General features: G+C 55.9%; 24 protein-coding genes. All 24 read right to left on the reverse strand.

Features of this window, described 5'->3' with window-relative positions:
- Window positions 1-24: 24 nt before the first annotated feature.
- Entirely contained in the window at window positions 25-720 is a 696-nt protein-coding gene (locus tag BN32_RS10560) for a class I SAM-dependent methyltransferase (protein ID WP_040425633.1), read from the reverse strand.
- Between the two features lie 418 nt (window positions 721-1,138).
- On the reverse strand, window positions 1,139-1,645 hold the full coding sequence (locus BN32_RS26155; RefSeq protein ID WP_162161303.1) for a glycosyltransferase: 507 nt from the start codon (window positions 1,643-1,645) through the stop codon (window positions 1,139-1,141).
- A complete protein-coding gene (locus BN32_RS10570; protein ID WP_051488504.1) occupies window positions 1,638-2,312 on the reverse strand; it encodes an FkbM family methyltransferase in 675 nt (224 codons plus the stop codon). The genes BN32_RS26155 and BN32_RS10570 overlap by 8 nt, the downstream gene beginning before the upstream one ends.
- A 71-nt stretch (window positions 2,313-2,383) precedes the next feature.
- Entirely contained in the window at window positions 2,384-4,117 is a 1,734-nt protein-coding gene (locus tag BN32_RS25575) for an ABC transporter ATP-binding protein (protein WP_019198160.1), read from the reverse strand.
- Between the two features lie 63 nt (window positions 4,118-4,180).
- The gene (locus tag BN32_RS10580; RefSeq protein ID WP_162161304.1) at window positions 4,181-5,278 is read right to left on the reverse strand and encodes an FkbM family methyltransferase; all 1,098 of its coding nucleotides are present in this window, start codon (window positions 5,276-5,278) and stop codon (window positions 4,181-4,183) included.
- 30 nt (window positions 5,279-5,308) lie between these two features.
- The gene (locus BN32_RS10585) at window positions 5,309-6,574 is read right to left on the reverse strand and encodes a phytanoyl-CoA dioxygenase family protein (RefSeq protein WP_019198162.1); all 1,266 of its coding nucleotides are present in this window, start codon (window positions 6,572-6,574) and stop codon (window positions 5,309-5,311) included.
- 87 nt (window positions 6,575-6,661) lie between these two features.
- Window positions 6,662-8,434 (reverse strand): capsule biosynthesis protein, encoded by a 1,773-nt coding sequence (locus tag BN32_RS26780; RefSeq protein ID WP_156946963.1) that lies wholly within the window; start codon window positions 8,432-8,434, stop codon window positions 6,662-6,664.
- Window positions 8,435-8,527: 93 nt separating this feature from the next.
- Window positions 8,528-10,384, reverse strand: coding sequence for an asparagine synthetase B family protein (locus BN32_RS10595; RefSeq protein ID WP_156946964.1), 1,857 nt, complete (start codon window positions 10,382-10,384; stop codon window positions 8,528-8,530).
- Between the two features lies 1 nt (window position 10,385).
- The gene (locus tag BN32_RS10600) at window positions 10,386-10,982 is read right to left on the reverse strand and encodes a class I SAM-dependent methyltransferase (protein WP_202962518.1); all 597 of its coding nucleotides are present in this window, start codon (window positions 10,980-10,982) and stop codon (window positions 10,386-10,388) included.
- Window positions 10,983-11,097: 115 nt separating this feature from the next.
- Entirely contained in the window at window positions 11,098-12,015 is a 918-nt protein-coding gene (locus BN32_RS25590) for a class I SAM-dependent methyltransferase (RefSeq protein ID WP_019198167.1), read from the reverse strand.
- Between the two features lie 13 nt (window positions 12,016-12,028).
- Complete coding sequence (locus BN32_RS10610; RefSeq protein WP_019198168.1) at window positions 12,029-12,859, reverse strand: class I SAM-dependent methyltransferase; 831 nt, start codon at window positions 12,857-12,859, stop codon at window positions 12,029-12,031.
- Window positions 12,856-13,239 (reverse strand): hypothetical protein, encoded by a 384-nt coding sequence (locus tag BN32_RS10615; RefSeq protein WP_019198169.1) that lies wholly within the window; start codon window positions 13,237-13,239, stop codon window positions 12,856-12,858. The genes BN32_RS10610 and BN32_RS10615 overlap by 4 nt, the downstream gene beginning before the upstream one ends.
- A complete protein-coding gene (locus BN32_RS10620) occupies window positions 13,236-14,378 on the reverse strand; it encodes an N-acetyl sugar amidotransferase (RefSeq protein WP_019198170.1) in 1,143 nt (380 codons plus the stop codon). The genes BN32_RS10615 and BN32_RS10620 overlap by 4 nt, the downstream gene beginning before the upstream one ends.
- Complete coding sequence (gene asnB / locus BN32_RS10625; RefSeq protein ID WP_019198171.1) at window positions 14,378-16,210, reverse strand: asparagine synthase (glutamine-hydrolyzing); 1,833 nt, start codon at window positions 16,208-16,210, stop codon at window positions 14,378-14,380. Before asnB ends, BN32_RS10620 begins: the two co-directional genes overlap by 1 nt.
- On the reverse strand, window positions 16,210-17,118 hold the full coding sequence (locus BN32_RS10630; protein WP_162161305.1) for a polysaccharide deacetylase family protein: 909 nt from the start codon (window positions 17,116-17,118) through the stop codon (window positions 16,210-16,212). The genes asnB and BN32_RS10630 overlap by 1 nt, the downstream gene beginning before the upstream one ends.
- Window positions 17,111-17,854: a formyltransferase family protein gene (locus BN32_RS10635; RefSeq protein WP_019198173.1), complete on the reverse strand. Its 744-nt coding sequence runs from the start codon at window positions 17,852-17,854 to the stop codon at window positions 17,111-17,113. Before BN32_RS10635 ends, BN32_RS10630 begins: the two co-directional genes overlap by 8 nt.
- 5 nt (window positions 17,855-17,859) lie before the next feature.
- Window positions 17,860-18,873, reverse strand: coding sequence for an N-acetylneuraminate synthase family protein (locus BN32_RS10640; protein WP_019198174.1), 1,014 nt, complete (start codon window positions 18,871-18,873; stop codon window positions 17,860-17,862).
- Complete coding sequence (locus BN32_RS10645) at window positions 18,870-19,598, reverse strand: GNAT family N-acetyltransferase (protein WP_156946967.1); 729 nt, start codon at window positions 19,596-19,598, stop codon at window positions 18,870-18,872. The genes BN32_RS10640 and BN32_RS10645 overlap by 4 nt, the downstream gene beginning before the upstream one ends.
- 33 nt (window positions 19,599-19,631) lie before the next feature.
- Window positions 19,632-20,663, reverse strand: coding sequence for an NAD-dependent epimerase/dehydratase family protein (locus tag BN32_RS10650; protein WP_019198176.1), 1,032 nt, complete (start codon window positions 20,661-20,663; stop codon window positions 19,632-19,634).
- A complete protein-coding gene (locus BN32_RS10655) occupies window positions 20,645-21,814 on the reverse strand; it encodes a DegT/DnrJ/EryC1/StrS family aminotransferase (RefSeq protein WP_019198177.1) in 1,170 nt (389 codons plus the stop codon). The genes BN32_RS10650 and BN32_RS10655 overlap by 19 nt, the downstream gene beginning before the upstream one ends.
- Complete coding sequence (locus tag BN32_RS10660) at window positions 21,811-22,839, reverse strand: Gfo/Idh/MocA family protein (protein WP_019198178.1); 1,029 nt, start codon at window positions 22,837-22,839, stop codon at window positions 21,811-21,813. Before BN32_RS10660 ends, BN32_RS10655 begins: the two co-directional genes overlap by 4 nt.
- Entirely contained in the window at window positions 22,839-23,498 is a 660-nt protein-coding gene (locus BN32_RS10665; RefSeq protein WP_019198179.1) for a cytidylyltransferase domain-containing protein, read from the reverse strand. The genes BN32_RS10660 and BN32_RS10665 overlap by 1 nt, the downstream gene beginning before the upstream one ends.
- A 191-nt stretch (window positions 23,499-23,689) precedes the next feature.
- On the reverse strand, window positions 23,690-24,205 hold the full coding sequence (gene nusG / locus BN32_RS10670; RefSeq protein ID WP_019198180.1) for a transcription termination/antitermination protein NusG: 516 nt from the start codon (window positions 24,203-24,205) through the stop codon (window positions 23,690-23,692).
- On the reverse strand, window positions 24,202-24,843 hold the full coding sequence (locus tag BN32_RS10675) for a winged helix-turn-helix transcriptional regulator (protein WP_019198181.1): 642 nt from the start codon (window positions 24,841-24,843) through the stop codon (window positions 24,202-24,204). The genes nusG and BN32_RS10675 overlap by 4 nt, the downstream gene beginning before the upstream one ends.
- Window positions 24,844-25,274: the final 431 nt, after the last annotated feature.

Below are 25,274 nucleotides of genomic sequence, written 5' to 3' on the forward strand. Positions count from 1 at the left end.
GATCGAATTGAACGAAGCAACACCTTAAAGCACCTTCGTTCCGGGGTTACGCAGGACGATCATCGAGTCTCTTGCGAGCAATCCTATGTCGGGCGTTTCAATTTCCCATCCCGCATTGATGGCAGCTCTTGACATCTTTTCCTGATTGTTGCGCGGCCACCAGATATCCGCGTCTGGCTTCTCCCTGAAGGCTTCAGGGACTCTTCCCTTCTCCCAGCCATATCTGTCCAACTTGCTCCAATCGCCATACTGATGAATCGCGATTGCGCCCGCCTTCATCGTTGACCTGGCATTAACAAGAATCGTTTCGATATTCTCGATGTTGTTATGGCAAAGCACGCCAAAGGACCAAAAAACGTCGAAGGAATTGTCTGGCAGTTCGCTAAACGAATTGTCGGTGACCTGATGGCACACCAGGCGACCGCTATACTTTGACGGTTCGAGCCATTCACGCACATCGACATAGTCGACCGTATGAAGTTCGCCTTTTGTGATGCGTGACAGGATAGCCCGTGACCATGATCCTCTTCCCGGACCCAGCTCAAGCACGCGGGAATTCGGCTTGAGGTACGGAGCCAACCCCTGCAAGAATACACGACGATAGGAGGCTCCTATCGCTTTTTCTTCGCGATACCGAGTTAAACTCGGAATCCGTGACAAGACGTTCCCACTATCGTACCCATAAGAAAACTCAGTTTTGAGCCAGTCAATGGTCGGCACAGCATCCTCTTCTAGTGAATGAGTTTAACGAGCGACTGTTTCAAGCCAATCAAAAGGCGCTTCAAGATCGACCCACGTTGCGTTCTAAAGAACTCCCGAATTTTCGCTTCACCAATTTCGGAAACGCTGATCTCTTCTGGGAATCTTGCCGGAACTTTTTCCGTAAGGGAGACGTCATAAGCATCCGACGGACCGCAGTGTACACCCGAACCATCCATTCCGATATTGCTGACCAAGGAGTACGAAGGATAGAGGCAAAGCCCCCCCTTCAGGAACATGCTCGCATACCAACGCACTCCCCATACATCCAACACACCGCGACTCTGATCCTTGAGCATCTGCGAATAGGCGAACTGACCATCTAGGTCAAAAGAAGTGATATCGCCTGGCTTCAGTTGGTTAAGCAGAGTTTTTGCGTCTATTTCAAAAGAATCCCAAGCTCGTCGCCAAGTTGCCCATCCCCAACTTGTAGGAAGGCTAGAAAAAAAGATTCCGGCAATTCTTCGGGGTGAGAGACGGGAAACATATATCCCGAGATCTGCATTGCTTTCTCATCCGGCGCATACTGATCTAGAGCACGGTTCATATAAGAAAGAAACTCGGGAACAACAACGATGTCGTCCTCAAGCACAATTACTCGGCCGGACGCATTACAAACCTCTGTCACACCTTGGATGATTGAACGCGCCAGACCAAAGTTTTCATCCCTCTCTACCAGAGAAATCGACTTGAAGCCTGTCGCAGCCCGGACGATCGCACGCGTTGCCGACACAGACGTTGCATGCTCCGGCTTTTTCGGGCCGTCCGCATAAATGATCAAATCGCTGTCGATAGCCAATGGATTAGCGGCAAGCGCGGCCAGCGTCCTGCGCGTATGCTCCGGCCGGTTGTAGACGAACAGAACGATCGGCGTGAGATCAGACACCAACCCCTCCTCCCCCAGACACCTGACCATCCTCAAAAATCAGCGTGTTAAGCGTCTTCGCAATCAACTGATAGCCAGCGGCAACGGCAAATAAGTTGATCGGATCGCTCTCGATAGCCTGGACGGTTCGTTCGTGTGCTTCGACCAGCAACAGTTGCGGACGGAACCTGTTCCAGTCGTTGGATCGAAGAACGGACAAATCCAGACCTTCGACGTCGATCGACAGGAAATCGATCTTCTGATTCGGTGGCAGGAATTCAGCAAGAAGGTCGTCCAGCCGCCGGACCGGTACACTTCTGGTCTCCAGCAAGCGGTAACCCGGAATACGACTGCGTTCGGCAGCCAGTTGAACGTCAAATGTATTCAGGGCTGGTTCGTTGAAAAAATGAAATGCAATATTTCCTGGTGTGTCTGAAACGCCGAAACAAAGGTTGATATCGGAAGGGCGATCCCGAAGAAAAGCTTTGATCGCCTCAGGATTGGGATCGATGTTGAGTCCCCTCCAGCCACGACGGTAAAAATAGCATGTGTTCGAAAATCGAAACGGATGGTGCGCGCCGACATCGACATAAAAACCCGACGCCTGTCGCTCAAACAGGCGGCGGAGCACCATGTCCTCGCCATCCTGCGAGTAGGCCAGATTGACGAAGGGATCGAACTTTTCCAACGCCCACCCGAGTCCCCGTGGGATAAACGGCGGAATAAACGCGCGGAACAAACTTCCGGACCGCGAACTCATCAGGCCGCGCTCTCTCTTGATGCCGCCGAACCAGACTCATCGATAGAGCTGATATCGGCCATGTCAAACACTTGATCGACCTGAGAAGCAACAAATTCATCATGCGAAACGAACACAATGATCCGATCTCTAAATTCTTCGCGTAGGCTCGAAACCACATGCTCGCGCGTCACCGCGTCAAGCGCGCTCGTGCTCTCATCCAGCAACAAAACGTCGGGACGCCTCAGGACCGCGCGTGCAATGCCAATACGTTGCTTTTGGCCACCTGATAGATTGCTGCCGCGATACTGCAGCAAAGTCTCATAGCCCTCGGGTAGATTCTGAATGAAATCGTGAATGCCCGCAATGGCACACGCTCTTTCGAGCTCGCGCTGCGTTACGTCCATTCCGAGCTTCAGATTGCTCGCTACCGTGTCGTTGAAAATTGCCGCATCCTGCGAGACCAGCAGAATTCTCTGCCGCAATTTGAACTCACCCAACTCGGCTAGGTCGATGCCGTTGGCAAAGATATGACCCTTATCCGGGGTATAGAATCCCAAAATGAGATCGAGCAATGTTGACTTGCCGGAGCCTGATCGGCCGACGATCGCGTAGCTTCTCCCCTTCTCTAAGCTGACGTTCAGATTCCGAAGCACAAGCTTGCCATCGATATGAGAAAAGCAAACATCGCTCGCCTGGATGCGCTCGACAGCGGATAGCGCTGTTTGCCGACTGCTTTCAAGTCTCAATCCGCTATACTCGGTGATGATGTGGGTTACGTCGCGACCGGCGCGAGAATCCGTGGCAATCCGTAAAGTCAGGTTCAGCGCTTGCCCGGCGATAGGAAAGAATCGCATCAGCAAGATGACGATCGTCACAAGAAACGGAAGGTCGAACATGAACCGACTGCCAACGGACGGCCAGAACACAGCCACCGCACCGCAAACGAGTAATAAAAATGCCGGCCCCAGTCGCGCGGACAGGGAAATGACATCGACCAGGGCAAGGGTCTTCATGTAGGCGAGTATCTGACCATAGTAGCTTGCTGTGACGTAATTCTCAGCCGAATACGAGCGCACAGATCGCAGGCTGTTCAAAGCGTCAAGAAACATCGAATTCGCTGCCTGGGACTGTTCGACCTGTCTGAATCCGAGCCGGTGCGAAACGCGAAACGCTTCCAATAACATTAAAAATGTTATCGCAAGGAAGATAACAACGGCGAGAGCAACAGGCGGCGAATAGGACGCGATCGCCAGAAAATACAAGATACCAAGTAGTATCGTCGACACAAACTGTCCGATGAAAACTATCAAATTGCTGGCGCGATTAGCTTCATCTCCCGCGAGCGTAATATAGTATCCGATGCTGCGGCTCTCCAGCTCCTTGATCGGTACATTTCTGATTAGAGCCGAGAAGGCTTGCGATGTGAGTTGAAGAAGCAATCTCCTCCCAACATAAATCGTTGAAATCTGGCTCAGGAACTGGGTCATCACCCGCACGGCGAACAGCCCAATGAAAAGCAACAGAAGTGATCGACCATCCGAAGAAAGTCCAAGCTTACCGAGCACCTGAACGGCAAAAGCACCTGCCTGCGGACTGCCGCCACCAGCGACGCTTGCCAGCGGCATCAATACGCTCATCGCAGCAAGCTCGATGAAAACGGACGCGACCGAAATGCCAAGGCTCACGTAAAGCAAGGGATTATGCTTAAACGCGTAGCGGAAGAGCGAGTATAGATAGTTGAGATGGACCACTATGGAAGTTCGTTTTACTGGAGGGAGGTGTCAGACGCTTACGTCAAAGAAAGCGTGACAGGATTATCCGCTCGGATAGTTCTGATACATATACTGACACCATCTGGGCGAACTCCGCGGAGCCACGCGCTCGCCGATCCGGCGCATCGATCTCCAGAATCGATTATTCCCGAGCCATGGCCGAGATTCGCGAACACGATGAATTTCAACTATCAGTTTCCGCAAATGGGAAGCTTCGGCCTCCGAGAAAATCTTCAGTTCTCCCGCGCCTTCGATAAGATTAAATGCTTCTGCAAAAAAATTATAAGTCAGATAACATACCGCCATTCTGCGGATTTTCTCGGCATTTCTTTCAGCCAGAAGCAGAGAGCGCCTTCTAAAGTAGACTGCGTCAAACTCCCAAATGCGGGCAGAGATTGTCGGGCTGTTGCCGTAAGTGGAAAATATCTCTGTCTGAAAAGCTCCTTGCTGGCCTCGATACGGCAGATGCGCTCTGGCAACGCGGACATCGAACAGATCAAATCCACGAGAAATCATGAACTCTTGACAGGCACCAAAATTAGCAGCCTCCGGATAAATACCCGTCATTCCGATCTCAAGCTCTCCCCCCAGTAATTCGTTCAAATAATTGTCCCCGAGCCCTTGAAGCGCTTCGAGTTCAGCCCCCTGAATGTCGAGCTTAATCAGATCTGCGCGAGCCTCCGACAACTCATCAAGTATCGATCGAAGGGTACGAGTTTCTATGGTTTGCTCAACGATGGGAAAAAAATAATCCTCGGAAAGATATGCTCCCGCATCGGCCACCGCGGAGAAATCAGGAGGAAACAACGAGGTTCCAGTCGGCGCGTTTGACACGTACAAAGTACGTGGTCCTTCTGTGCCAGCGACTGCTGCACGAACGACTCGATAAAACTCCGGATGGCTGCTCGCCGCATTAATCCTTCCGAGTTCCGCGCAAGCCTCGTCCCGAGGCTCGATCTGATAAATGCAGGCAATGCCATGAAGGGCATGCCAATGCGGCAGAATCCCATGCGCAGCGCCAACATCGACAGCAACCAGTCGCTGATTGCCGAGCAATTCTTGCACATAGTTCCTTGCTACCCGCAACCCATACCGACCTGGCGAGAGATAGCGTTCAAAACTCTTCGGAAGAACTTTCACCACTCTTTCAAATGCCACAGTGACAATCCCTCAACGCTGACCTTTGAGATATTTCAGCGCCAGCCAGCGCAACTGCAGTTTCAATCTTGTCATCAAACTCAGCGGCGGGGCGATATCGAAGATGACCTGAAAGACGAACCGCTCGCCACTGCGCACAAGCGCGCCCCGGTGAATGCCGTAATTTCCATCAAAAACGATGCAATTTCCGACATCTTTCGTCATTCGGATCTCATTGCGGAGTAGTTCATCGGACAGTGCCGTTCCATCCAACACATCGTCGCCAAAATGACTGCTACCCTGTAGAGCGGTGGGCAAGGAAAGCAGCTCCCGGCGATACCGCTCGCTTGCAAACCGAGGGCGATAGTTAGCTCCAACCGCCGGATGGCTTTCTTCGGCCTGAAAGCCATAATCCAATGCGGTCATCATGAAATGCAGGAAAGTCGAGCGATTCTGCTTGTGGCTCCCTCGAACAAAGCTCGTCGGACCATTTTCCTCGGTGACGTCGGTGATTGCGATAATAGCTTTGGGATCACGACTCCCCTTATCGTAGTGCATATAGGTTGCGTTGCTGTCTGCAAGACCGATATCCGAATAAACACCCCGCCACCATTTCTGTCGTGCATAGGAGTACTCAAGCGCGAATCCTGAAAAATTGACGTTGCTGCCCACGTAACTCGAGAGACCATCGAGTATGCCCTCCCGTCGGAAGAAGCTCAAAAGCTCTGATCCGACTGCGCCGTAAAGTTCGAAATTATGAACGATTCTCTCGTTCGGCTGAGATTTTGAACGCTCGCGCAGCTCTTTCATGAACGGCGCGCAAAGAGCGAGCAACTTTTCATGACTTTCACGATCCAGTTTGCAAATGTGGGCACCATCGCGCTCAAGGTCGCGAGCGACGATAGAGCCCAAGGGGCTTTTGGCTCGATGATCCGCCGTCTCGTGGCGACGGTTCACCACATGGATCCGCTCGCGCAAATCTTTCATAACCAGTGCAAAAGATCGATTTAACCAAGCGATTGTTCTCTGGTCAGTGATCGTCTCGGAGAGGAAATCTTGAAGCGCTGCCACGCGCGCCGCTACTTCTAAATCGAACACTCGATCGATCTCCGCATCCCCACCGAGCCGGGAGACATTCATTTTCTCAAGCGCTAAATCGATTGCAGAAATTAGGGCGTTTACCTCTGTTTCACGGGCATATGGAGCAACGTCCAGGTCGCGGAAAGCCGGATGGGCCCGATAGTCGATACGCGGATAGAAATATTTCGGTGAAGTCAAGTTATCGGCCACCACATTCATCTCTTCCTCCCAACAATCACGATTAATTTGAATTAGTTCTCGCAACGAGAGCCCGATAAATTTCTGCCTTGTTGCTTGCCCCGATCACTATGCAACGTCTGTTCTGCGTCTCGTCGTACCGAGAAGCTTGGGGTACAGGCGGCTTTGCGCGCGTGAAGTTTCGTTGGGATACAGCGCCCTCGCTATTCGTGTTGTTTCCCGCTCAAGCGCAGCTGTTTCACTTTCAAGCGCCCCTTGCTGGATTTTAGCTGTATCCATCAAGTCGATGAGCGATGGGGCTTGCGATTCAAAAAAGAGGCGTATCTGTTCGAGAGCCTTGGGCGTGGCCGGTCGCCGCGCGCAATCCCATGCCTGTTCAAGTCCCGGATGCAGCCTGCGATCGGCTTGCTCCACGAGTCTTTGACTGAGGCTGCGATTATGGCCGGACAGCTTGGCGTAGCTGTCTCCAATAAAGACTGTGGCCCGAATGAATTCGAAGACATACCAGCGGAACGCGCGACGAATGCGCTCAAAATTCCATCCATCCGTCAGAGCCTGTTCAATCGCCCGGAAATAGCCGGCTTCGGTTGTCGCTACATATCCGAGATCAGCCGGATAAAAGGCCAGTTCCGGAGCATAGAGAACAACGGGTATCCCCAGCAGCGCCATTTCTTTTCCAACGCTCGACCAGGAGTTCAGAAAGACATCCGTCTGATCAGCCAGATCATACATCGAGATGTCGTCATCCGGCCAGTTCACGGCAACATTGGAGGGAACGTCTGCAAAAGCTTCCTTAAGTTGCAAGGCGTGGTGAGACATCACACCTTCACGCTTATTTGGAAATTCTCTCGGATGAACACGCAGGATTAAAAACAGATCCGGCCGTTTTTTTGCATACGATACCAGCGATTGAACCCACCGAATCTGTGTTGCAAACAAGGGCGTAGTTGCATGTACACGTGCACCGACAATTTCAGCTGCCCGTTCCTCATCGTAGCTGCTGAGGGTCGCTACGAGTAGCTTTTGCTCAGACTTCACGCCGAAATATTTTCGAATATTCTTGTAATCCAACGACTTTGGCTTGGAATAAACGAATGCACTGCGGCCGCGCAAAAGCTCGAAGTAATGCTCGGTAATCATGGAAATATCTTCGATACGACAAGGTATTCCCGAGAACCGGGGCCATTGTTGAAGCAAATGAGGGAAAAAGGAAAAGGTATCCCCTCGTCCGATCCATAGAGTTTGCAGCCTGTTGAACAGATTCCCTCCGGCGTGCAAAAAGTAATGGGGGATTCCGCGACGTTCAGCCAGCTGACAGATAACGCGATTTATCGAATACAAGGCGTTGTAAACGACCACACAATCCGGGTTCTCAAGATCAAGCAGCATCTTCCCAGCCTGCCAGGCGTATATCGTGTTTCGCAGCTCCACCACGTAATCGGAAAGCTCTTCCGGCGACAGATCCGTTTCGATGCGTTTTCTTCGCAGCATCAACTGGTAAAGCGCGATTTTGCCGATTTGAATCCCTTCGATTTCAAGATCAATCAGGGAGCGTTGATCAGGAACGGCGAGAATTGCATCCGCTTCGCGTACCAGATCATCATCGACAAGCCCTGACAAAAGCGGGCCTTCGAAACCGAATTTTTTCCGAATGAGCGAATCGTGTTCACAGCATCGCTGGCAGACCCTGTGTCGCTCCGAACCCGCAGTTTGGAACGTCATACCATGCGCAGCCATCGGAACACAGAAGCGATCCAGCTTCTTACCGCAGCCGACGTACACTACCTGATGGCCCGCCTTAACGAGCGCCTCCGCAACTAATGCTTCAGGAAATGCATGTTCCCAAAGTGCTGCATGAGGAGAAAAGAACAACGCTTTCATTTTAGTTAGATCAACTGTCCGCAATCGCCGGCGATCCGGATTCCCAGCCGCCGTGATCAGCTGCTGGCTGGTGCGTATAAGTTCCTTGCATCCTCATGCCGCCACCAGTTCCGGCACACGATCGACTACTTCCTGGAACCACAATTCGACATTGAGCAGCTGCCACAGGAACATCATGTGATTATCCTGCGCCGCTCCACTTTTCACGATCGAACGATGCTCTTCGATCAGGCGAACAACTTCAGCAACATCATAGATGCCGCGCTCCCGGAAGCTTTGCGAATGAACCAGATCGAGCAGTTGTTCGACGGCCGGGCCGTTGAACCAGATATGGGCCGGCGCGTTCCAGCCGGTCTTCTTGATGCGGGTGCGGGTCTCTTCCGGTAGAATCCCCTTCATCGCTTCACGCAGCAGCCGCTTGGTCACGCCATCGCGGATCTTCATGCTGCCCGGCACCCGGAACATGAACTCCACCAGCCTGTAGTCGAAGAACGGATCGGCATGACCAAGCCCGGCGGCTTCGCAGTTACGATCCTCTGCACGGAGACAGCATGGCGCTGTTTCACGGAAGATGTCCTGATAGGTGCGGTTCTTCAGCCAGCTCGAAAATGGATGATCGAGTACGGGCTGGAAACCGCGCAAATCGTAATAAGAGGCTTTAACTGCTGGATAGTAACGGCTCAGACGTTCGCAATCGACGAGAACCTCTCCCGTCGTGTTACCGGCCAGTCGCGCCAGATGTCCCATCGCAGCGTCGCGGTGCTTGCGATAAATCGGATGGTCATGATGCTTCGCCCATGTTGAAATTTCATGGTCGAGATCGGCGTGCAGCCCGCGATGCCGGAGATCTGCAAAGTTAAAAACGAAGTACTCATATTCGCCAGCATTCAGCTCATCGCCACCAAGACCGCCGAAAACAACGTCGTAGCCCTGCTCCGCGACAGATTTCGTCAATAGAAAATGTGACAGCCATGTTGCCGTGGCAACCGGTTCATCATGGGCACGCACCATTTGGCGCACGACGTCGAACAAATCGAAATCCTCGATCGGTATCGGCTGCCATCGCCGAACTTTCTCGGTGACGAAACCGCGGATATCGTCGCTCTCGTCATACGTCTTGTCCGCGTAAACTGACGAAACAGCTTCCTGTCGTGCGCCTGTCAGTTGAACGGCGCTTGCCAGTACTGACGAACTGTCCATCCCCCCCGAGAGAGTGAAGACGGGTTTGTGTGATGCTTTCAGGCGGTCTCCGACCGCATTGAGTAGAAGTTCACGATAGCGTTCCGCCAATACGGCTTCGCTATCGGTCCACTCCGGTTGCTCGTCCAAAGACCAGTAACGGCTTACCAGAACGGTCTCACCTTTCCACTGCAGGAAGCTGGCGGCAGGAAGCTGGCGAATATCCGCGAATGGCGATTCATCCGGTGCATTATCGATATAGCGATAGTGACTCCCGGCAAACACCGCGACATGACGCCGGTTAACGTCATGCGATACGCCTGGCAGCGACCGGAGGGCTCGAGGCCGGGATGCGAACGCAAAGACACCGGACCGAGTGTAATAATAAAGTGGGCGCACGCCGATCCGATCGCGCCCGAGCCATAAGGTTCCGCTCTGCTCGTCGAACAGAGCAACCGAGAAATCGCCATTGATGCACTTCAAGGCATCGGCAAAGCCTCTCTGGCGATAAGTTGCGATCAGCTGGTGGGCCGGCCCGCGTCCTGCATCACCTGCGAGTTCAGTGGGATTGTAGAAAACGCCGTCGACGACCGCGACACATCCGCTTTCCTGGGCAATTTCGAGATTCCCGGCACCGGCAGTCGCAAGCGCCCCGCTCGGGAAGCCGAACGATCTGGCTTTGCCAGCCGCCATCAGCCGCGCCATTCCTGCAGCGAACAGTTCTGACTGGGACTTTGACCGCCCGCCGAAGAAACCTGAAATTCGTGACATATCAGCTCTTTATTGGGGACACTGCGCGGTCTGCCACCATGAACGTCCAATAGTGCGGATGGCCAATGACAAGTTCCGGTCGCCCGCCGCTTCGTCGATCCACGACGATCTCGGAGTTGAAACCATGGGACGCGACGAACTGCGTGACTTCATCGATATCGTAGTGATTGACGTGGACCTTCAGATCGACCCCTTGGTCCAGAAAATTGTCTCGTACGTAGTGATACTCCGCACCCTGCTTGAAAGATTCGCGCAGGATGACGCTCTTTCGCGCCATCTTAAGGAAGCGCTCGAGCGGCCTGTGAAAGTTGTCCAGATTGCTGAGCACGTTCAGGCAAACCACATGGTCGACCTCGCCGCTCAGATCTTCGATCCGCGCGTTGATCAGGCGCTCCGCCGGAAGACCGAAGTTCGGGAGAATTTCGCGGCCGATGCCGATCAACGTATCGCATGCATCAAGTCCCCAATACTCGACAGGCAGATTGCGGCTGGCGAGCGAATGATAAAAGTAGCCGCTGCCGCACCCGATATCGAGAACGCTATCGCCGGCGCCGATACGGCCCGCAAGTATCTCCGCCGCCTGAGCGTGAGCCGTCATTTCCTCGGCTTCCTTGTGACACCTGCGCGCATATAGCTCGCGGACGGTGACGCTGTGTCCCCAAATAGAAAAACGGTCCCAACCATCCAGGGAAATGCTGGCGATAGCCATCAGTTCAAGCGCGTTGCGCGACGACAAAGAATGCCGACGCCATGAACAAACCCCGCCAATCCTGCGAATTGTTTTCCATCTGCAAGCTGACCTCTTGAAACAGCCGCGGCGCGTGGCTGCTCACCATTGGAGGCAGACAATGGAAGTGGTAGTAATGGAGCTGTACATCTCGGAAACCGCCCGCCAGGAACCGTTGCTGAAGCAGCAGAGGATTGTGCGTTCTCGACAGGACCTCGTCGTAGCCCGGTTCGGTTTCCTTGCCCCGCCGGATCGGCGGCAGGTCGGTGCGGAACATGCCTTCGACCTGCGCCAGCGCCGCGTTCAGGCCATCGCGCTCGTCGCCAGCCTGTTCGCGAAGCGCATCCACGGGAAGAAGCTGCTTGAGATAAAATTCATGCGAATAGCGATTGAGCGTGAACATCGAGAACAGTTCATTGCGGGCCTCGACAATCGCATGGCCTCCCGGGCGCAAGGCATGACGGATGTTCGCAATGACATTGTCCTCAATCGCGTCGGGAATATGCGGCATCACCCCGCTGCAGAGAACGCAGTCATAGTCCGCTTTGCCGGCAGGTGACGCAAAGTCGGCGCCAACGGCAACGCTTCCGTCCCAGACGTGATCGTGCGGCACGCCTTGCTCAGCGAGCACACGCCGCGCTTCAGCGACCATCTCGGGCGTCAGATCGAAACCATAAACATCGCGGCCCGGCTCGATGAAATGCCTGAGCATAGAGGCGGGTCCGCATCCGGCATCGAGCAACCGCTTGACGCCGCGTTCCGCAACAAGGCGTTTGACGAGGTCGAGATGGACAGGAGGATACGGCGCATCGGAACCATAATAGTCCGCGTAATACGACGTTCCCCATGTTGAATAGCAGTGCTTGATGCTGCGTTCGACTGAATCTCTTTCCGGCGCATTCATGAAATCACCGTGCTCATGTCATCGCCGCCAGAAACGCGCGCAGCGTGAATTTAGTACTCGGCTCCTGCAGCCGTTCGACAAGCATCGGCCGGAAGCCGGCCCGGTCCGCCAGCATCGCGATCGACACAAAGCTGAAGACATGCAGGTGCTCGACGAAGAACTCCTCGCGCCCTGCTCCCGACTGCGCCGCGATCTCGCCGTCCGGCAGTTCGAGATAGACGAAGCCGCCCGGCGCCAGAAACTGCCGCGCCCGGCGCAGCATGGCGACGGGATCGTCCACGTGCTCAAGCACCTTGTTTAAGGTGACAATATCGAACCGACCGAGACCTTCGACCGCCATGAAGTCACCGCTAACTGCATCGACGCCGACATGGTCCTGCATGTGAGACACCGCGCGCTGGTCAGGATCGATGGCCGTGCAATGCCAGCCGGCTTGCTTCACGACATGCGGGAAAACGCCGAGGCCCGCGCCGACATCGAGCAACCGGATGTTTTTCTTGTTGCCGAAGCAGGCCTCTGCGTAGGCGTGGACTCGGGCCATCCGTCCTGCATTGTCCGACCGCTCCGGGGGCAACGCTATTACTCGCTCAAACGCAGCGCGCAGGCCCGCATCGTCTCCGTAGGTGGCGTTGACGTAGTCACCGCTGTAATCCGTCGCGACCGTCATAGCGTGACGCGACACAAAATGCTTCGACTGCGCGAACTGCCAGACCTCGCGGCGATACGGTTCGCCATCGGGGCGGCGAAACCCGATCTCACCGTTGGGCGGGGCATCGTAGGCGAACACAAGCGCGGCCTGCGTATCGCCGGAAATCGGACAAGCCGTGGGGCGCAGATCGCTCACGGCCGGCGCTCCAGCGCGCTTTCCAGCGCCTGCAGGGATTCGAGCGTGTCGAGCCAGGCAATAATTTTCAGTGGCTCCGCGCGGACGTAACGGTTGAACGCCTCTTCCATGCCGCGTTCGACGAGGAGGACGAAAAAGCGGTCGATGCGATTCTTGACCAGCACTGCGCGAAGATTGAAGCCCGCCAGCCGTCCGTTCAACGACGGGGTTGCGTAAAAGCCCCATTCCTTACGGGTGAGATCGTATTCGCCGCCGTCGTCGGTGACGAATGTGATCTGCTCGTCCGGCGCCAGCCGCATCGTGCCGCAATCGCGGATGACGCCCTTGACGTCGTAACCGACTTCAAATTCCCGCGGCGGGCTCTTCGGCTCGAACTTCATGCGCTCAGCCTTTGCCCGGCATCGCGCCATGTCCAATCCGGGACAACGAAGTCCTGGATTTTCCAAGTCGAACCGTCGCGCACCCAGACATCGCGGTTCCGGAATGTCTCCGCGATGTCAAAAAACTCCCGCACCGAGATGCCGAGAAACTCACACAGCTTCTCTATGTCCTTGTGAGGCGTCTCATCGCCACGCGCGCGGACAACAGCGACGGCCTGCTCGCGTGTCACGCGGCCGTTACGGATTTCCAGCGAAAGATTGTCGAACAGCCGGGTGAATCCGAACTTGTACCATTTCAGCCAGTGGTGAATGGAAATGAAGTCGTCGTCGATGTCGGCATAATCGTAGAGACCTGTTCGCGGCCCCTGCCGGTCCGCCACGAAGCCGTGCTCGGCCGCAACCCGCCGCGTAACTTCAGGATCCCATTCGAGATAGTAGCCCAGGAAAACCGCGAGAACGTCGGCGGCCTTCAGTTCAGCATCGTTCGGCCCGAAATACGGCGTCAATTCCCGTTCGGTCAGACGCTCGGAAATCCAGTCCTTCGCCGTGGTGCCGTGAGTCACCCCGTGACGCTGCAACCATGCACTGTCGAGCTGGAAGCCGGTTCTCTCTTCTTCCCGCCCGCCGTATTCGAAAGCCGAGTTCTCGCCCCAGACCACCAGCGGGATTCCCAATTTCACAGCGAGCTTCGCGGGGATTGCGAAAATGGCCATGTGCATCGGTACGGCCGTCGAGCCGAAGCGTACAAGCGCGTCGTACATGAACTTCCGCTCGACCTTCGGATTGATCTGATAGTCAATATGATCGACACCGAGCGCCACGAGATTGTCCAGATTGCGCTGGCCGATAGATGTGCGGCCCGGCGTCTTCCACGTCGCAGCAAGCGGATTGAGACCGGCTTCAAGGCATTTCACGACCTGCCATGTGCTGTCCTTGCCGCCGCTGACCGGAATGAGACAGTCGTAACCCGTGCTGCGAGATTTGGCATGCGCAACGACAGCCTGGAATGCGCGTTGCCGGGCATCCCAATCAATTTCTTTCTTGGTGCCGTGAGACTGGCAGGCGTTGCATACGCCGTCCGGCCCGATGACGAGATTGGGGCGCGTATCCGGCAGGATGCAGTTGCTGCAATAACGCATCAGGTAGCGAACTCTTCGAGGAACATTTTGCAGTTCAGGAAATAGAACAGAAACTTGCTCTGGCTGTTCGGCAGATCGCGCTGGCCGATCAACTGCTCGATGCGATCCTTGCGGACATATTCATAGACCGGGCCTTCATCCAGCAGATAGCTGCGGACGTCCGGATCCTTGACGTCGAGATAATCCATAATCGGGGCGTTGAAGCCGACCTTGCGGCGGTTGTCGATAATGCTGTCGGGTGCGATCCCGCGCACCGCCTCGCGAAGGATAGCCTTCGCCTTTCCGTCATCGATCAGATGCCGAGTCGGAATGCTGTTGCAGAACTCGAATAGATCTCGATCGAGAAACGGCGAGCGGTTCTCCACCGAGAAATACATCGCGTTGAGATCGTCCTCGTGCAGGATCACCGGCACCGACTCGTGAAACAATTCGTTGAGCATCCGGTTACGGAGCAGATTGCCGCTGTAGGCCGACTCCGCGAACGACTCGCTCCAGTCCGATGTCATGAACGTGCTGAATTCGTCGGCATCGAGATAAATGTGATCGCGGAAAGTCGGGTCTTTCACGAACAGATCGGGATTGCTCAAGTGCGGATTGCGAACCACGGGTTTGATATGTGACTGCCACGCGGCCAGTGACCGTGCATGGTGGTCCTTGTCGCCCTTCACCTCCTGCAGGTAGGCAAGGTGATGATCGTAATATCCGCTGAACAATTCGTCGGCGGCCGTTCCGCTGATGGAGATGCGATACCCGGCATCAGCAATCGCCTTCTGCAGCATCCACTGAGCGTAATACGTAATCGTATAGACCGGCGCATCGTGCTGCTTCACCAGCGCACGCAGGCCCGGCAAAAAACCGTCCGTGGACACGGGGATCGACGTATGGCGCACGCCAAGCTCGCGCACCGCGAGATCGACCATGTCGGATTCTTGGTAACGCGAGTCCGTATTGACGATCGTGAAACCGTGAACGTCGTGGCCGAAGACCCGCTTGGCGATGCTGATCAGCGCATTGGAATCGACACCGCCGCTCATGCAGAATGCCAACGGCACATCGGCCCGCAATCGCAATTCTACTGAGCGGATCAGCCGCTCCCTCGCGCCGGCGACGGCGTCCTGAAAACTCATGTCGTCGTTCACTGCGATGCGCGGCGACCAGTAAGGCTTGTGACCAACAATCTCGCCGTCACGGCATTCCAGGTTATGGCCGGATGCAACTTCGCGGATGCCGTGAAAAAAGCCGTGCGGCTTCTTGTACAGCGCCTTGTAACCGTTGATGAGGTAGCGCCACAGATGATCGTGGTTGATCGCGATCTTCTCGCCGATCAGCGCCGCGATGAACTTGATTTCCGAGCCGAAATAGATGCCGTCCTCGGTCTGATAATAGTACAGCGGCTTTTCGCCGAACCTATCGCGCGACAGCGTCAGCTGCCCGCTTTGCTCATCGTAAAGCCCGAAAGCCCACATGCCCTCGCATTTGTCGAGCACGTCCCATCCGAAACGGCGCAGCGACGCGAGCAGCACCTCCGTATCCGACCGCGTCTTGAGCGCGACACCGGCGGCTTCAAGCTCCTTACGCCGTTCGACAAAGTTGTAGATCTCGCCGTTCAGCGAAATCCACGCTTTCTCGAAGCCCATCGGCTGATTGGCGCGCGGATCGAGGTCGATGATCGACAACCGACTATGCAGCAGCGTTGTGTGTGTCCCGGAAGGCGTCTGCCAGCTTCGCGCCTCACGATAATCAGGACCACGGCGATTCATCAACGCAAGACAAGCGTCGATCCGCGCCTGCGCGAGCGGCTTCCGACCCTGATATCCTGCGATTCCGCACATTAGCTCACCATCACCCGATGAAGGTGAAATGGGTCCGCGCCTGGCCGGTTGGTGCCGTCAATGGCCGTCGGGCAGCAAGCGATCCCCCTCGCCTTGAGCGCCCGGATAACTTCCTCGGAATAACAGTGTGCGAGGCCTTCGGGATAGGAATAGTGGGAAGCGACGATACCTGTTCTCTCCTTCAACATCCGGAGACTGATATCAATCTCTTGCTCCAGTCGCGGCCCTGAGAGGAAGCTCAAGATCGCGTGCGTATGACTGTGGCCGCCCACTAAGCAACCGCCCGTGCGCCAGCTCCGCACTTGATCCCATGTCATCTTTCGATCAAGCTGATCATCACTCGACCGCACCTCCTCCAAGTCCAATTGCCGAAAGACATCGCTGACAAATCCATCAACGTCGAGACCAGGCGTCGATTTGACGTTCCTGCGAATGTCGTTGAGGATCGCTATCTTTTCTGCAGGGTTCGCGAAGTGGGATGCCCGTTGCGACCAGGGTAATCTCAAAACGCCGTGCCGAGTCTTTTCTATCGCATACTCGATCCGGTCTACCCACGACATGCCGTTTTCGTCGACAAAGCCCGACGTCACATAAACGGTGGCCGGAATGCCAAGCCGATCGAGAACCGGGCGGGCAACAGTCAAGTTGTTCTCAAAGCCATCGTCAAACGTAACCGCAAAGGCCCCCCTCGGAAACTGTTCTCCACTCAGACAAGTCCCGAGCACGTCATCCATCGACATAGCTTTGCCGACTCGACCAACGCCTGCAAGGATCGCCTCAAACTCAACCACGGGGAGATGCTTGCGCGTATAATTGCGAACCTGATGCTCTTGGCGTTCAATCACACCGTGAAAAAGGAAGATCGTCAGGCCACCATCATTGGTCAGACGGTCGGTCAAACTACTCATCGGGATGCTCTCCTTCGGCATCGTTGACCAACGCTTTCGTGTAGTTGTCGAATTTCCTTCGGCAGATATCCTTGAGCGGGCTCGGCATGAATGAATAATATCTCCCCTTACGCCGCTGCTTGCGGCTCGGTACCGCCCCTTGATCGCGAAAAGCCGCCAGCGCGGCAAGTGTCAGTCGAATACACGTTTCGGTATTTGCCCGCCGCAAGGCATAAAGGGGCATGCCTGCCGAGAGGTGGACATCTTCTTGCAAACAGATGTCACCGTCGTCGATCATCGGGTTGAGAGTGTGCAGCGTCGTGACGAGCCCATCAAAGTCACCATGGTAGATGGCCCAGAGATGCGTATCCAACCCCCGATAGTCCTCTGGATCCCCGCCGTGCAGGTTGAGGAAGCATTGAGGACCGTTTTTGAGCACAGCCTCCGACAGCCGGCCCGTACCAAAGACGATTGCGATATCCGCGCGCCAATCCGCAAGAGCTCTTATCGCGTCAATGCCATTCATCGTGTCAAAGGCTGTCACTGGCGCGAACACATCAAGTTGGGGATTGGCTCCCTTAAACCAGAACTCTCGCTCGAAAGAATCGCGCTCTGTCTCATAGTGGTGAAACGTCTCGAACGGAGCTTTTAGACTACTATTTTCGGCAAAAACATGCACGTCTTCAAATCTAGCTACAATCTCCCGAACGAAGAACGCATGATGTGGGGTTTGCGTTGTCAACAGAGCTATCTTCATGACGCTCAGCGAAAGTCGTCGTCGTTCAATATCTGTCCGAGCAACACGTCGCGACTGAGGGCCCGACCGACAACGAGTGCCTCATCACCGGGCGCGAACCCGCCCCCGGGCCGAACCCAAGTCAAATCATTGTCGGACAGAACATGACCAGCCCTCATCGCCCTACCGGCCGCGATAGAACGGCGCATCGCCAATCGATTTGGCTCCTCGACCTCTGTCGTCTCCCCAGCCTCATCGCCAATAAGTTCCTCGGCCAAACGCACACCACGCACAAGACTGGCCATTTCCATCGGATCAGCAGAGAGTTGATGATCGCGAAAATCGGAAAAATCCTTTCTCAGCGTAAAGTGCTTCTCGATGATTCTAGCGCCAAGACCGACGCTGAGGATCGCAGCGTCATTGCCGAGTGTGTGATCCGAATAACCAATCACGTGTTCGCGGAAGCGGATCGACAAAGCACGAATCGCGGCGAGATTCGCAAATGCGGAAGGGGTGGGATAACTGGACACGCAATGCAGCAAAGCAAGCTCCCCCGTATGATCGAGATCAGACCAGACTTTCATCAGGCGATCGATCGCCTTCTCAACATCCGCAAAGCTGGCTAGTCCGGTCGAGAAAATTACAGGTTTACGAAAGGACGCCACGCGCTCTATAAGAGGGAAAAAGCTGTTATCACCCGATGATATCTTGATTGCAGGGCAGAATGATGCAAGCGCATCAGCACTCGTAAGATCGAACGGTGTCGAGAAAAACTGAAGGCCCTGCTGGTTTGCGAGTCGTGCCAAACTGCAAAACTGCTCGAAGCTTAAGGCGAATTTTCTTAGCCGCTCCAACCGCTCGTTCTGATCCCGTGACACATAATTTTCCGGTACGAACGTCTGAAACTTGACCGCATCAACACCCGCAGCGGCGGCCTGGCCGATGAGTTCCTCTGCTAGCGAAAAACTTCCCTCGTGATTGTTCCCAATTTCGGCAACAACGAAGACGCGTTTAAGCAAATCGAAGTTCCCGATCTTCATGCCGCAAGCGCTCCGTTGTTGACGTGGGCGTGCAGGACGTACGACGTTTCAGTCACCCGGAAACCAATCGATTCATAAAGCCGGATCGCCGGAATGTTGGAAATCTGCGTGCCGACGCGAAGTCGGTCCGAGCGGGTCCGCCATTGCTCTATGAACATCTTGCACAGCGCTTGGCCAGTGCCCTGTCCTTGACACCCTGCCCCCACTCCAACCAGATCAATGATCGCGTCCGTTTCCTTGATTGATTTGCTTTCGAGCACGGCCAAGAAGCCTCTCACGGTATTTTTCTGCCGTGCAACGTAAATGGCGCTGGCGCGTCCCTGGCAGGCGTCACGAGCCCACTGCCGCTTGACTTCGTTCGCTCGGTCCAGACCGATGGCTGGATCGAGATGAAACCGCGAAAATACAAAGCAGTGTCCAGCAATTGCCTCCACGGCCAAGGTGTCACCCGCAGTCGCAGACTCGATGTTCGAGGTGCTGTAGTCACTTCGGAAATTGCTGGCTGCGCCATCCTCCCAATCGAACGTTACATTGACATCGATCACGGAAAATCCCGCCCGCGTTGCATTCGTCACGGCAGCCACGTCCCGAGTCGGGATTTTTGCAGAGAAGAAGGCTGCGCCGTGCCCGGCACGATCCAGCATTGTCGCCAGGATTTCCGCGGGCGGCACAGCTGCCCCCATACCAAACACTTTCCAGCTTGAGACGCCGAGAACATCAGACAACCAGTCGTCTCTTTCAGCGCGCAAGGCGACAACTCAAGCAAAATAGCCTGGGTGTTCAGCCGCCATTTGCTTGTACCACTCGATATAGCGGGGGAAGCCCTTCTCGAGCGGATACTGCGGCTCATAACCAATCAGGCGCTTTGCCTTATCGACCGACAACGTGCCTCGCTCCGGCATCAGGCCATCTCTCGGATTGTGCACCACCTCGATGTTAGGGAATGCCTGCCTCATCAGATCGATCATTTGATTGAGTGTCCGGGCGCTGCCGTAAGTCAGATTGAACGTCTGATTTCTTGCCTCTGGCAACGCGATGGATCGCAGCAAACCCTGCACAAGATCTTCAATATAGGTGAAGTCGAGCGCATCATTGCCATCGCCGTTCACAGTGAGACGCATACCCCGCAGCGCGTTCTCGATAAACGCCTGCCCGACGCGTCGGCTAACGCACCGCTCGCCATAGAGCGCCGAAGGCCGGACGATTGTGTAAGGCGTATTGAACACCTGATTGTGTGCAATCACTAGCTTTTCGCCGCCATACTTCAGAGCACCGTAGATACCCATTGGTTCGCAGTGGCGTTCTTCGACGGCAGCCTCACCTTCGAAATTTCCGTACACCATCGATGATGAGAAATAGACGAAGTGAACGTTCTGATCGCGCGCGGTATCCAGCGCATTCTCCAAGGTACGGAACGAATGGTCGAACGTGCTGTACGGATCCTTGTTGGAACGATTGGCGTGAGCAATCGCCGCGAGTTGGACAAAGCAGTCCGCTTTGATGTCGGACAGGCACCGCGACAGCGCGTGATAATCGCGCGCGTCCAGAACGTGCATTGGAATTCCGACCTCGCGCAACAGCCTCATGCGTTCGAAAATGAAATTGACGTAGAGAGTCTTGTTCGGATCTTCACCGGAGTTGGTAAACGCACCCAGGTTGTTCACCTGAAGCCCGTCAATGACGTGCGGATCAGCGCCATGCCGTTTCAGCGCTAGCGCAAGATTATGACCAATGAAACCCGCGCCGCCGATCAGCGCAATAGTACGGCCCTTCAGCTTTTCTTCGAACACATCAAATCCCTCACGATCGTGGTCAATACTTGTGCGATGTGATTCATGTCATCGATTTCCAAATGCGGCCCTACTGGGAGCGCAATCGACTGATCGCTGATGCGGGCAGCATTCGGAAAACGTGAAAGGTCTTCATCATACTTTTCGCGATAGTAGGCAAGCCGTGGAATCGGGTGTGGGTAATAGACGCTGGTCCCGACGCCCGCAGCATTAAGCCGTCGAATGACTTCCGTGCGCTGGCTGGCCAAGGCACCGTCCAGTACTGCAGTCAGGCAGTAATGGCTATTGATCTGGTTGGCGGCCGTGGCATCGAGGATCGCAACATGTTCGAGATCGGCCAGCCCGCTCTTGAGGGCGGCGAAGTTCCGAGCACGTCGCTCCAGGATAATTCCAAGGCGCTTTAATTGCTCGCGCCCGATCGCAGAATTGATGTCGCTCAAGCGATAATTGATGCCCAACGAAAGCACGTCATAAACGCCGGGAACGGTGCGCTCGGCGAAGGTTCGATCCACACCAAAGGCCCTCGCCTTCGATATCTTTTGTGCGAGATCCCCATGCCGGGTGATCAGCATTCCGCCGTCGCCCGTCGTAATATGTTTGACGGGATAGAACGAAAATGTTCCCGCATCACCGAACAGCCCGGCGTGGATTCCGTCCCACCGCGTCCCAAGCGCTAACGCACAGTCCTCGACAACCTTCAGGCCGTGCTTCGCCGCAATCTTCATAATCGCTGGCATGTCGCATGGCATGCCCACAAAGTGCACCAACCCGATTGCACGTGTCCGGGGAGTTATCGCCGCCTCGATTGCCTCAGGCGTCATATTGCCAGTGGCTCGGTCGCAATCCACGAACACCGGCCGCGCCCCGACAACTTCGACGGCATGGACAGTCGCCACATGAGTCTGGGCTGGAACGATCACCTCGTCGCCCACCCCGATACCAAGTTGCCAATAGGCGAGATGCAGCGCTGCAGTGCCGTTACTTAGGGTGAGCGCATGCCCTCCTCCGACGGCAGCGGCGAATTCCTTCTCGAATTCGTGAGCCTGAGGGCCATGCGTGAGAACGTCGCCTGCCAGAACGCCGAGGACGGCATTGCGTTCCGCATCCGTGATCCAGGGTTTTCCGAATGCGATTTTACGTTGCTGGGTCATTGATAACTGATCTGCACTGATGAAGAGATGGAAACCGACTCGTCACAAGCGACCGCAATCGCAATCGAGTCGAGCGTAGCGTCGAGATTCCGCGTCTGCCGTTTTGCGTTCGACACGATCCCTTCCACGAAAGACGGGATCAGCACGCCCTTATGAGACGGCCTTGCCGCAAGATCGACCGGCGACGGCAGAGACACAGATTCACCCGGACGAATGGGATCGCGGGATGTCATGATGCGCGCGCCGGCATCGTCCAGAATGAACGTCTTGCGGGTGCCGAAAATCCGCACCACGTGCTGATGCCGATGGACGCAGCCAAAATTGGCCGTGATCCTCGCCGCCAGCCCTGAAGCGAATGTCATCGTCGCGGCGGTGAAGTCATTGTATTGGAACGCCGTACCTCGGGCACAAATCCCGTTGCCGACGGCATGAACCGAAACCGGGCGCTGGCCCGTCAGCCAGAGCATCAAATCGATCATGTGGATGCCGCCGCCGAGCATGACCGAATACTGCTCCGTCTCGCCGCGCCATCCATCGGTGATCTTGTGCAGGCGGCCATAGAGATAGTCGCCATCGAACGCGTATATTTCGCCGAACGAGCCGGACTCGATTTCCGCCTTGAGCCAGCGATAGAGGTCCGCGCCGCGAAGCAACAGATTGCTGGCAAGATGCAGATCGTCATGTGCGGCAAGGGTCTTTCGAATATCGGCCAGTTCCGACGCATTACGGCACAGCGGCTTCTCGACAAAAACGTGCTTTTTCGCCAGAAGCGCACTCTTGACCTGGGTGAAATGCATATCGTCGAACGAGGCAATCGATACGACATCGATGTCGTTACGTTCCAGCACATCCTCGTAGCGATCGAGCGCATCACAATCGGAAAACTCCGACGCCAGAGCCTCTGCGCGATGGCGGTCAAGATCGACAAGCGCGCGAACCCGGCATGAAGGAAGCGTGGCATACATCCGGGCATGCTGCTCGCCGATCCCGAGCCCAATCACCGCAACGCCGAGTTCTCCCTGCATCACGCTTCGATGTCCGCCAGCGCGGCCAGCGATGCCGACGGGTCCGTGGCAAGGGTCTCCAGCGCTCTGAGATCATCGAGACTATCGACAACCATCCGGGTGCTGGCCAGATGCGGCTCGCGGCAGACGATGCTGCGCAGCCGCCAGTTTCCCTGTCCGTCGTAGAAAACTTTTGTCACGTGCTCCTGCTGCGCCGCCGTCAGCGCATCGGCCTGCAAGGCGGCGAACACGTCGCTCCGTATGCACTCAACGCTTTGGCCGGGCGGAAAAGTCCGCTTCGCGACGTTGGAAACAACATCGTGTCCGGGGCCCCTGAAGCCGAGCATAGTCTTCACCAAAGCACCGCTCATCAAAGGACTGTCGCCGGACAGCCGCACGAACCACTCGCATGGATATGCGGCCAGACATGCCTGAAAGCGCGCAGCGACGTTCTGAAGTTCGCCCCGAAAAACAGGCACCTCGCATCGGCGCTCGGCAAAATCGGCGAGCGGATCGTCGGTCGCATGATCGCTCGTGAGCAGCACGGTTCGCGACAGCAAATCCGGGCCCAGGCGGTCCAGCAGGCTTGCGATTAGCGGACGCCCGCGAAACGGCGCCAGCATCTTGCCCGGAAACCGCTCCGAACTCATCCGCGCCTGGACAAACACCCGAAACGTCATCGACCCTTAATTTGCATTTTGCTTTATGACTACGACCCGGCCGCGACGAGATCCGCGACAATTGTTACCCGAAAATTCCCACGCTACCGCAGTCCGGGTGACTCGATGTCACTCAGACGTCCGCGCAATGCGGCCTTCTTAGCTTCACGGCAACCTGTTCCGTGAGGCAGATTTGGATTGCCCGGAACCGCTTACGCGGCGGCAACCATGTCCACGTCGAGACTAACGCGGACCTTCTGGCCCAGCAGGTCGAGCAGAATCGAAACGCGATCGCGGTCGCATATGCCATCGAACAACGCGATGTTGTCGATGAACGCACCCGCCATCACCCGCACCTTGTCGCCGCGCGAGAACACAGGGCCTCGCTCCATCTGGACGAAACCCTTGTCGTCCTCGCGGCGCCGCAGCGATGAGATGACACCGTCAGGCACGCCAGCCGGCGTGTCGCCGTTGCTGACCAGACGCGATACGCCGAAGGTCGACTGGATCGAACGCCAGCGCTGCGTGGCCATATCGATGGCAACGAACATGTAGCGGGGAAACAGCGGCTTTGCCGTGAAATCGATTTTCCGGGCGTGCCGGCGGCGCTTGAGATAGCGCGGCAGATAGACTTCAAAGCCCTGGCGAACCAAGTTCTGCGCGGCCTTGGCTTCGCAATTGACCTGGGTCTGGACAACGAACCACTGTTGCAACGGGCGCTCGCTCATGACGCTGACTCCAGGCCGGGAACGCGCAGACCGAGCAGCGCGGGAGCGAGCACACGTTCCCGGCCGAAGACGGCAAGCATGCCGTCGAAAGTTTCGCGCGCGCGCCTGACGTCGGTCACGACCACCGCGTCGAACGCCTCACCCACCTGCTCAAAGGATGTTACGACCGGAAGCCCGGCGAAGCTGCACACATCGGATCGCTTGTCGACCAGAGCGACAATGGTCACTCCGCTTTCCACGGCGCAAAGGATAGCTACCTCTGCGAGGTCGGACTGGCCCGCCAGCACCAGCTTGCGGAAGCCGCGCGATTTGGCGCTCTCGAACACCTGCGCGCAGTCGGCTTTGGCGCGACGGAAAAATGAAAACGAGCTCGAGAGATAATCGACCGTCAGGCGCGACTTCTCGGCGAAACCCTGAGGGGTCAGGTAGTAGGCGTAACGGCGCGCAGGCGCCTGACCGACCTTGACGAGGCCCTTTTTTACGCAGCGTTTGAGGTAGGCGTTCACGAGGCCAAGGGCGATGCCGAGTTCGGAAGCGATGTGACGCTGCGAGCGCGAGCCATCGGCTTCGACCGAATTGAGAAGGTCGAGAACGATCCGGTCGTTCTCCGCGTCCTCTGTCTGAACCCCGCGCGCCATCGGCAGCCCTTTCCAAGCGGGATGGCTACCGCGTTCACGGGGTGAACGTCAAGGCTATTGTTCATGCGATGAACAGCAAAAGCACATGATATCACTTAAATAACTCCACATATCCGAGCAGGTGCTAACCACTTCGCGTTCGAATTCAAGTCATTGCTCGGGGCGGAAAACGGGTCGAACTAACGATTGAAGCTGACCCGATTTAGCAGACCGCACTGATCGCAGCAGAGAAGGTTTTTTGGCGGGCCGTCAAAAGCGGAGAGCCGCCAGCACTTCGCCAAAGCCGCGCATCGGGATCGGCACTCTTGGAGTTTGCGAACAAATGCGCAAAAGGAGACAAAAAACAACAGAACAGTTATGGAAAACAGACCACGGAGGCCATTAGCGAAATGAAATCGCTCCGCATCGCGCGGTACGGACGCCGGCGAAAT

Source organism: Afipia birgiae 34632, assembly GCF_000308295.2.
Classification (GTDB): domain Bacteria; phylum Pseudomonadota; class Alphaproteobacteria; order Rhizobiales; family Xanthobacteraceae; genus Afipia; species Afipia birgiae.

What these genes read in the sequence shown, in the direction of transcription:
- BN32_RS10655 (WP_019198177.1), bottom strand. Translation starts at nt 21,814, where the DNA reads ATGACCCAGCAACGTAAAATCGCATTCGGAAAACCCTGGATCACGGAT.
- BN32_RS10595 (WP_156946964.1), bottom strand. Translation starts at nt 10,384, where the DNA reads ATGTCACGAATTTCAGGTTTCTTCGGCGGGCGGTCAAAGTCCCAGTCA.
- BN32_RS10585 (WP_019198162.1), bottom strand. Translation starts at nt 6,574, where the DNA reads ATGAATGTGGTGGCCGATAACTTGACTTCACCGAAATATTTCTATCCG.
- BN32_RS10640 (WP_019198174.1), bottom strand. Translation starts at nt 18,873, where the DNA reads ATGAAGATCGGGAACTTCGATTTGCTTAAACGCGTCTTCGTTGTTGCC.
- BN32_RS10615 (WP_019198169.1), bottom strand. Translation starts at nt 13,239, where the DNA reads ATGAAGTTCGAGCCGAAGAGCCCGCCGCGGGAATTTGAAGTCGGTTAC.
- BN32_RS10600 (WP_202962518.1), bottom strand. Translation starts at nt 10,982, where the DNA reads ATGACGGCTCACGCTCAGGCGGCGGAGATACTTGCGGGCCGTATCGGC.
- BN32_RS10675 (WP_019198181.1), bottom strand. Translation starts at nt 24,843, where the DNA reads ATGGCGCGCGGGGTTCAGACAGAGGACGCGGAGAACGACCGGATCGTT.
- BN32_RS10620 (WP_019198170.1), bottom strand. Translation starts at nt 14,378, where the DNA reads ATGCGTTATTGCAGCAACTGCATCCTGCCGGATACGCGCCCCAATCTC.
- BN32_RS26780 (WP_156946963.1), bottom strand. Translation starts at nt 8,434, where the DNA reads ATGAAAGCGTTGTTCTTTTCTCCTCATGCAGCACTTTGGGAACATGCA.
- BN32_RS10635 (WP_019198173.1), bottom strand. Translation starts at nt 17,854, where the DNA reads ATGAAGATAGCTCTGTTGACAACGCAAACCCCACATCATGCGTTCTTC.
- BN32_RS10630 (WP_162161305.1), bottom strand. Translation starts at nt 17,118, where the DNA reads ATGAGTAGTTTGACCGACCGTCTGACCAATGATGGTGGCCTGACGATC.
- BN32_RS10665 (WP_019198179.1), bottom strand. Translation starts at nt 23,498, where the DNA reads ATGACGTTTCGGGTGTTTGTCCAGGCGCGGATGAGTTCGGAGCGGTTT.
- BN32_RS10660 (WP_019198178.1), bottom strand. Translation starts at nt 22,839, where the DNA reads ATGCAGGGAGAACTCGGCGTTGCGGTGATTGGGCTCGGGATCGGCGAG.
- BN32_RS25590 (WP_019198167.1), bottom strand. Translation starts at nt 12,015, where the DNA reads ATGAATGCGCCGGAAAGAGATTCAGTCGAACGCAGCATCAAGCACTGC.
- asnB (WP_019198171.1), bottom strand. Translation starts at nt 16,210, where the DNA reads ATGTGCGGAATCGCAGGATATCAGGGTCGGAAGCCGCTCGCGCAGGCG.
- nusG (WP_019198180.1), bottom strand. Translation starts at nt 24,205, where the DNA reads ATGAGCGAGCGCCCGTTGCAACAGTGGTTCGTTGTCCAGACCCAGGTC.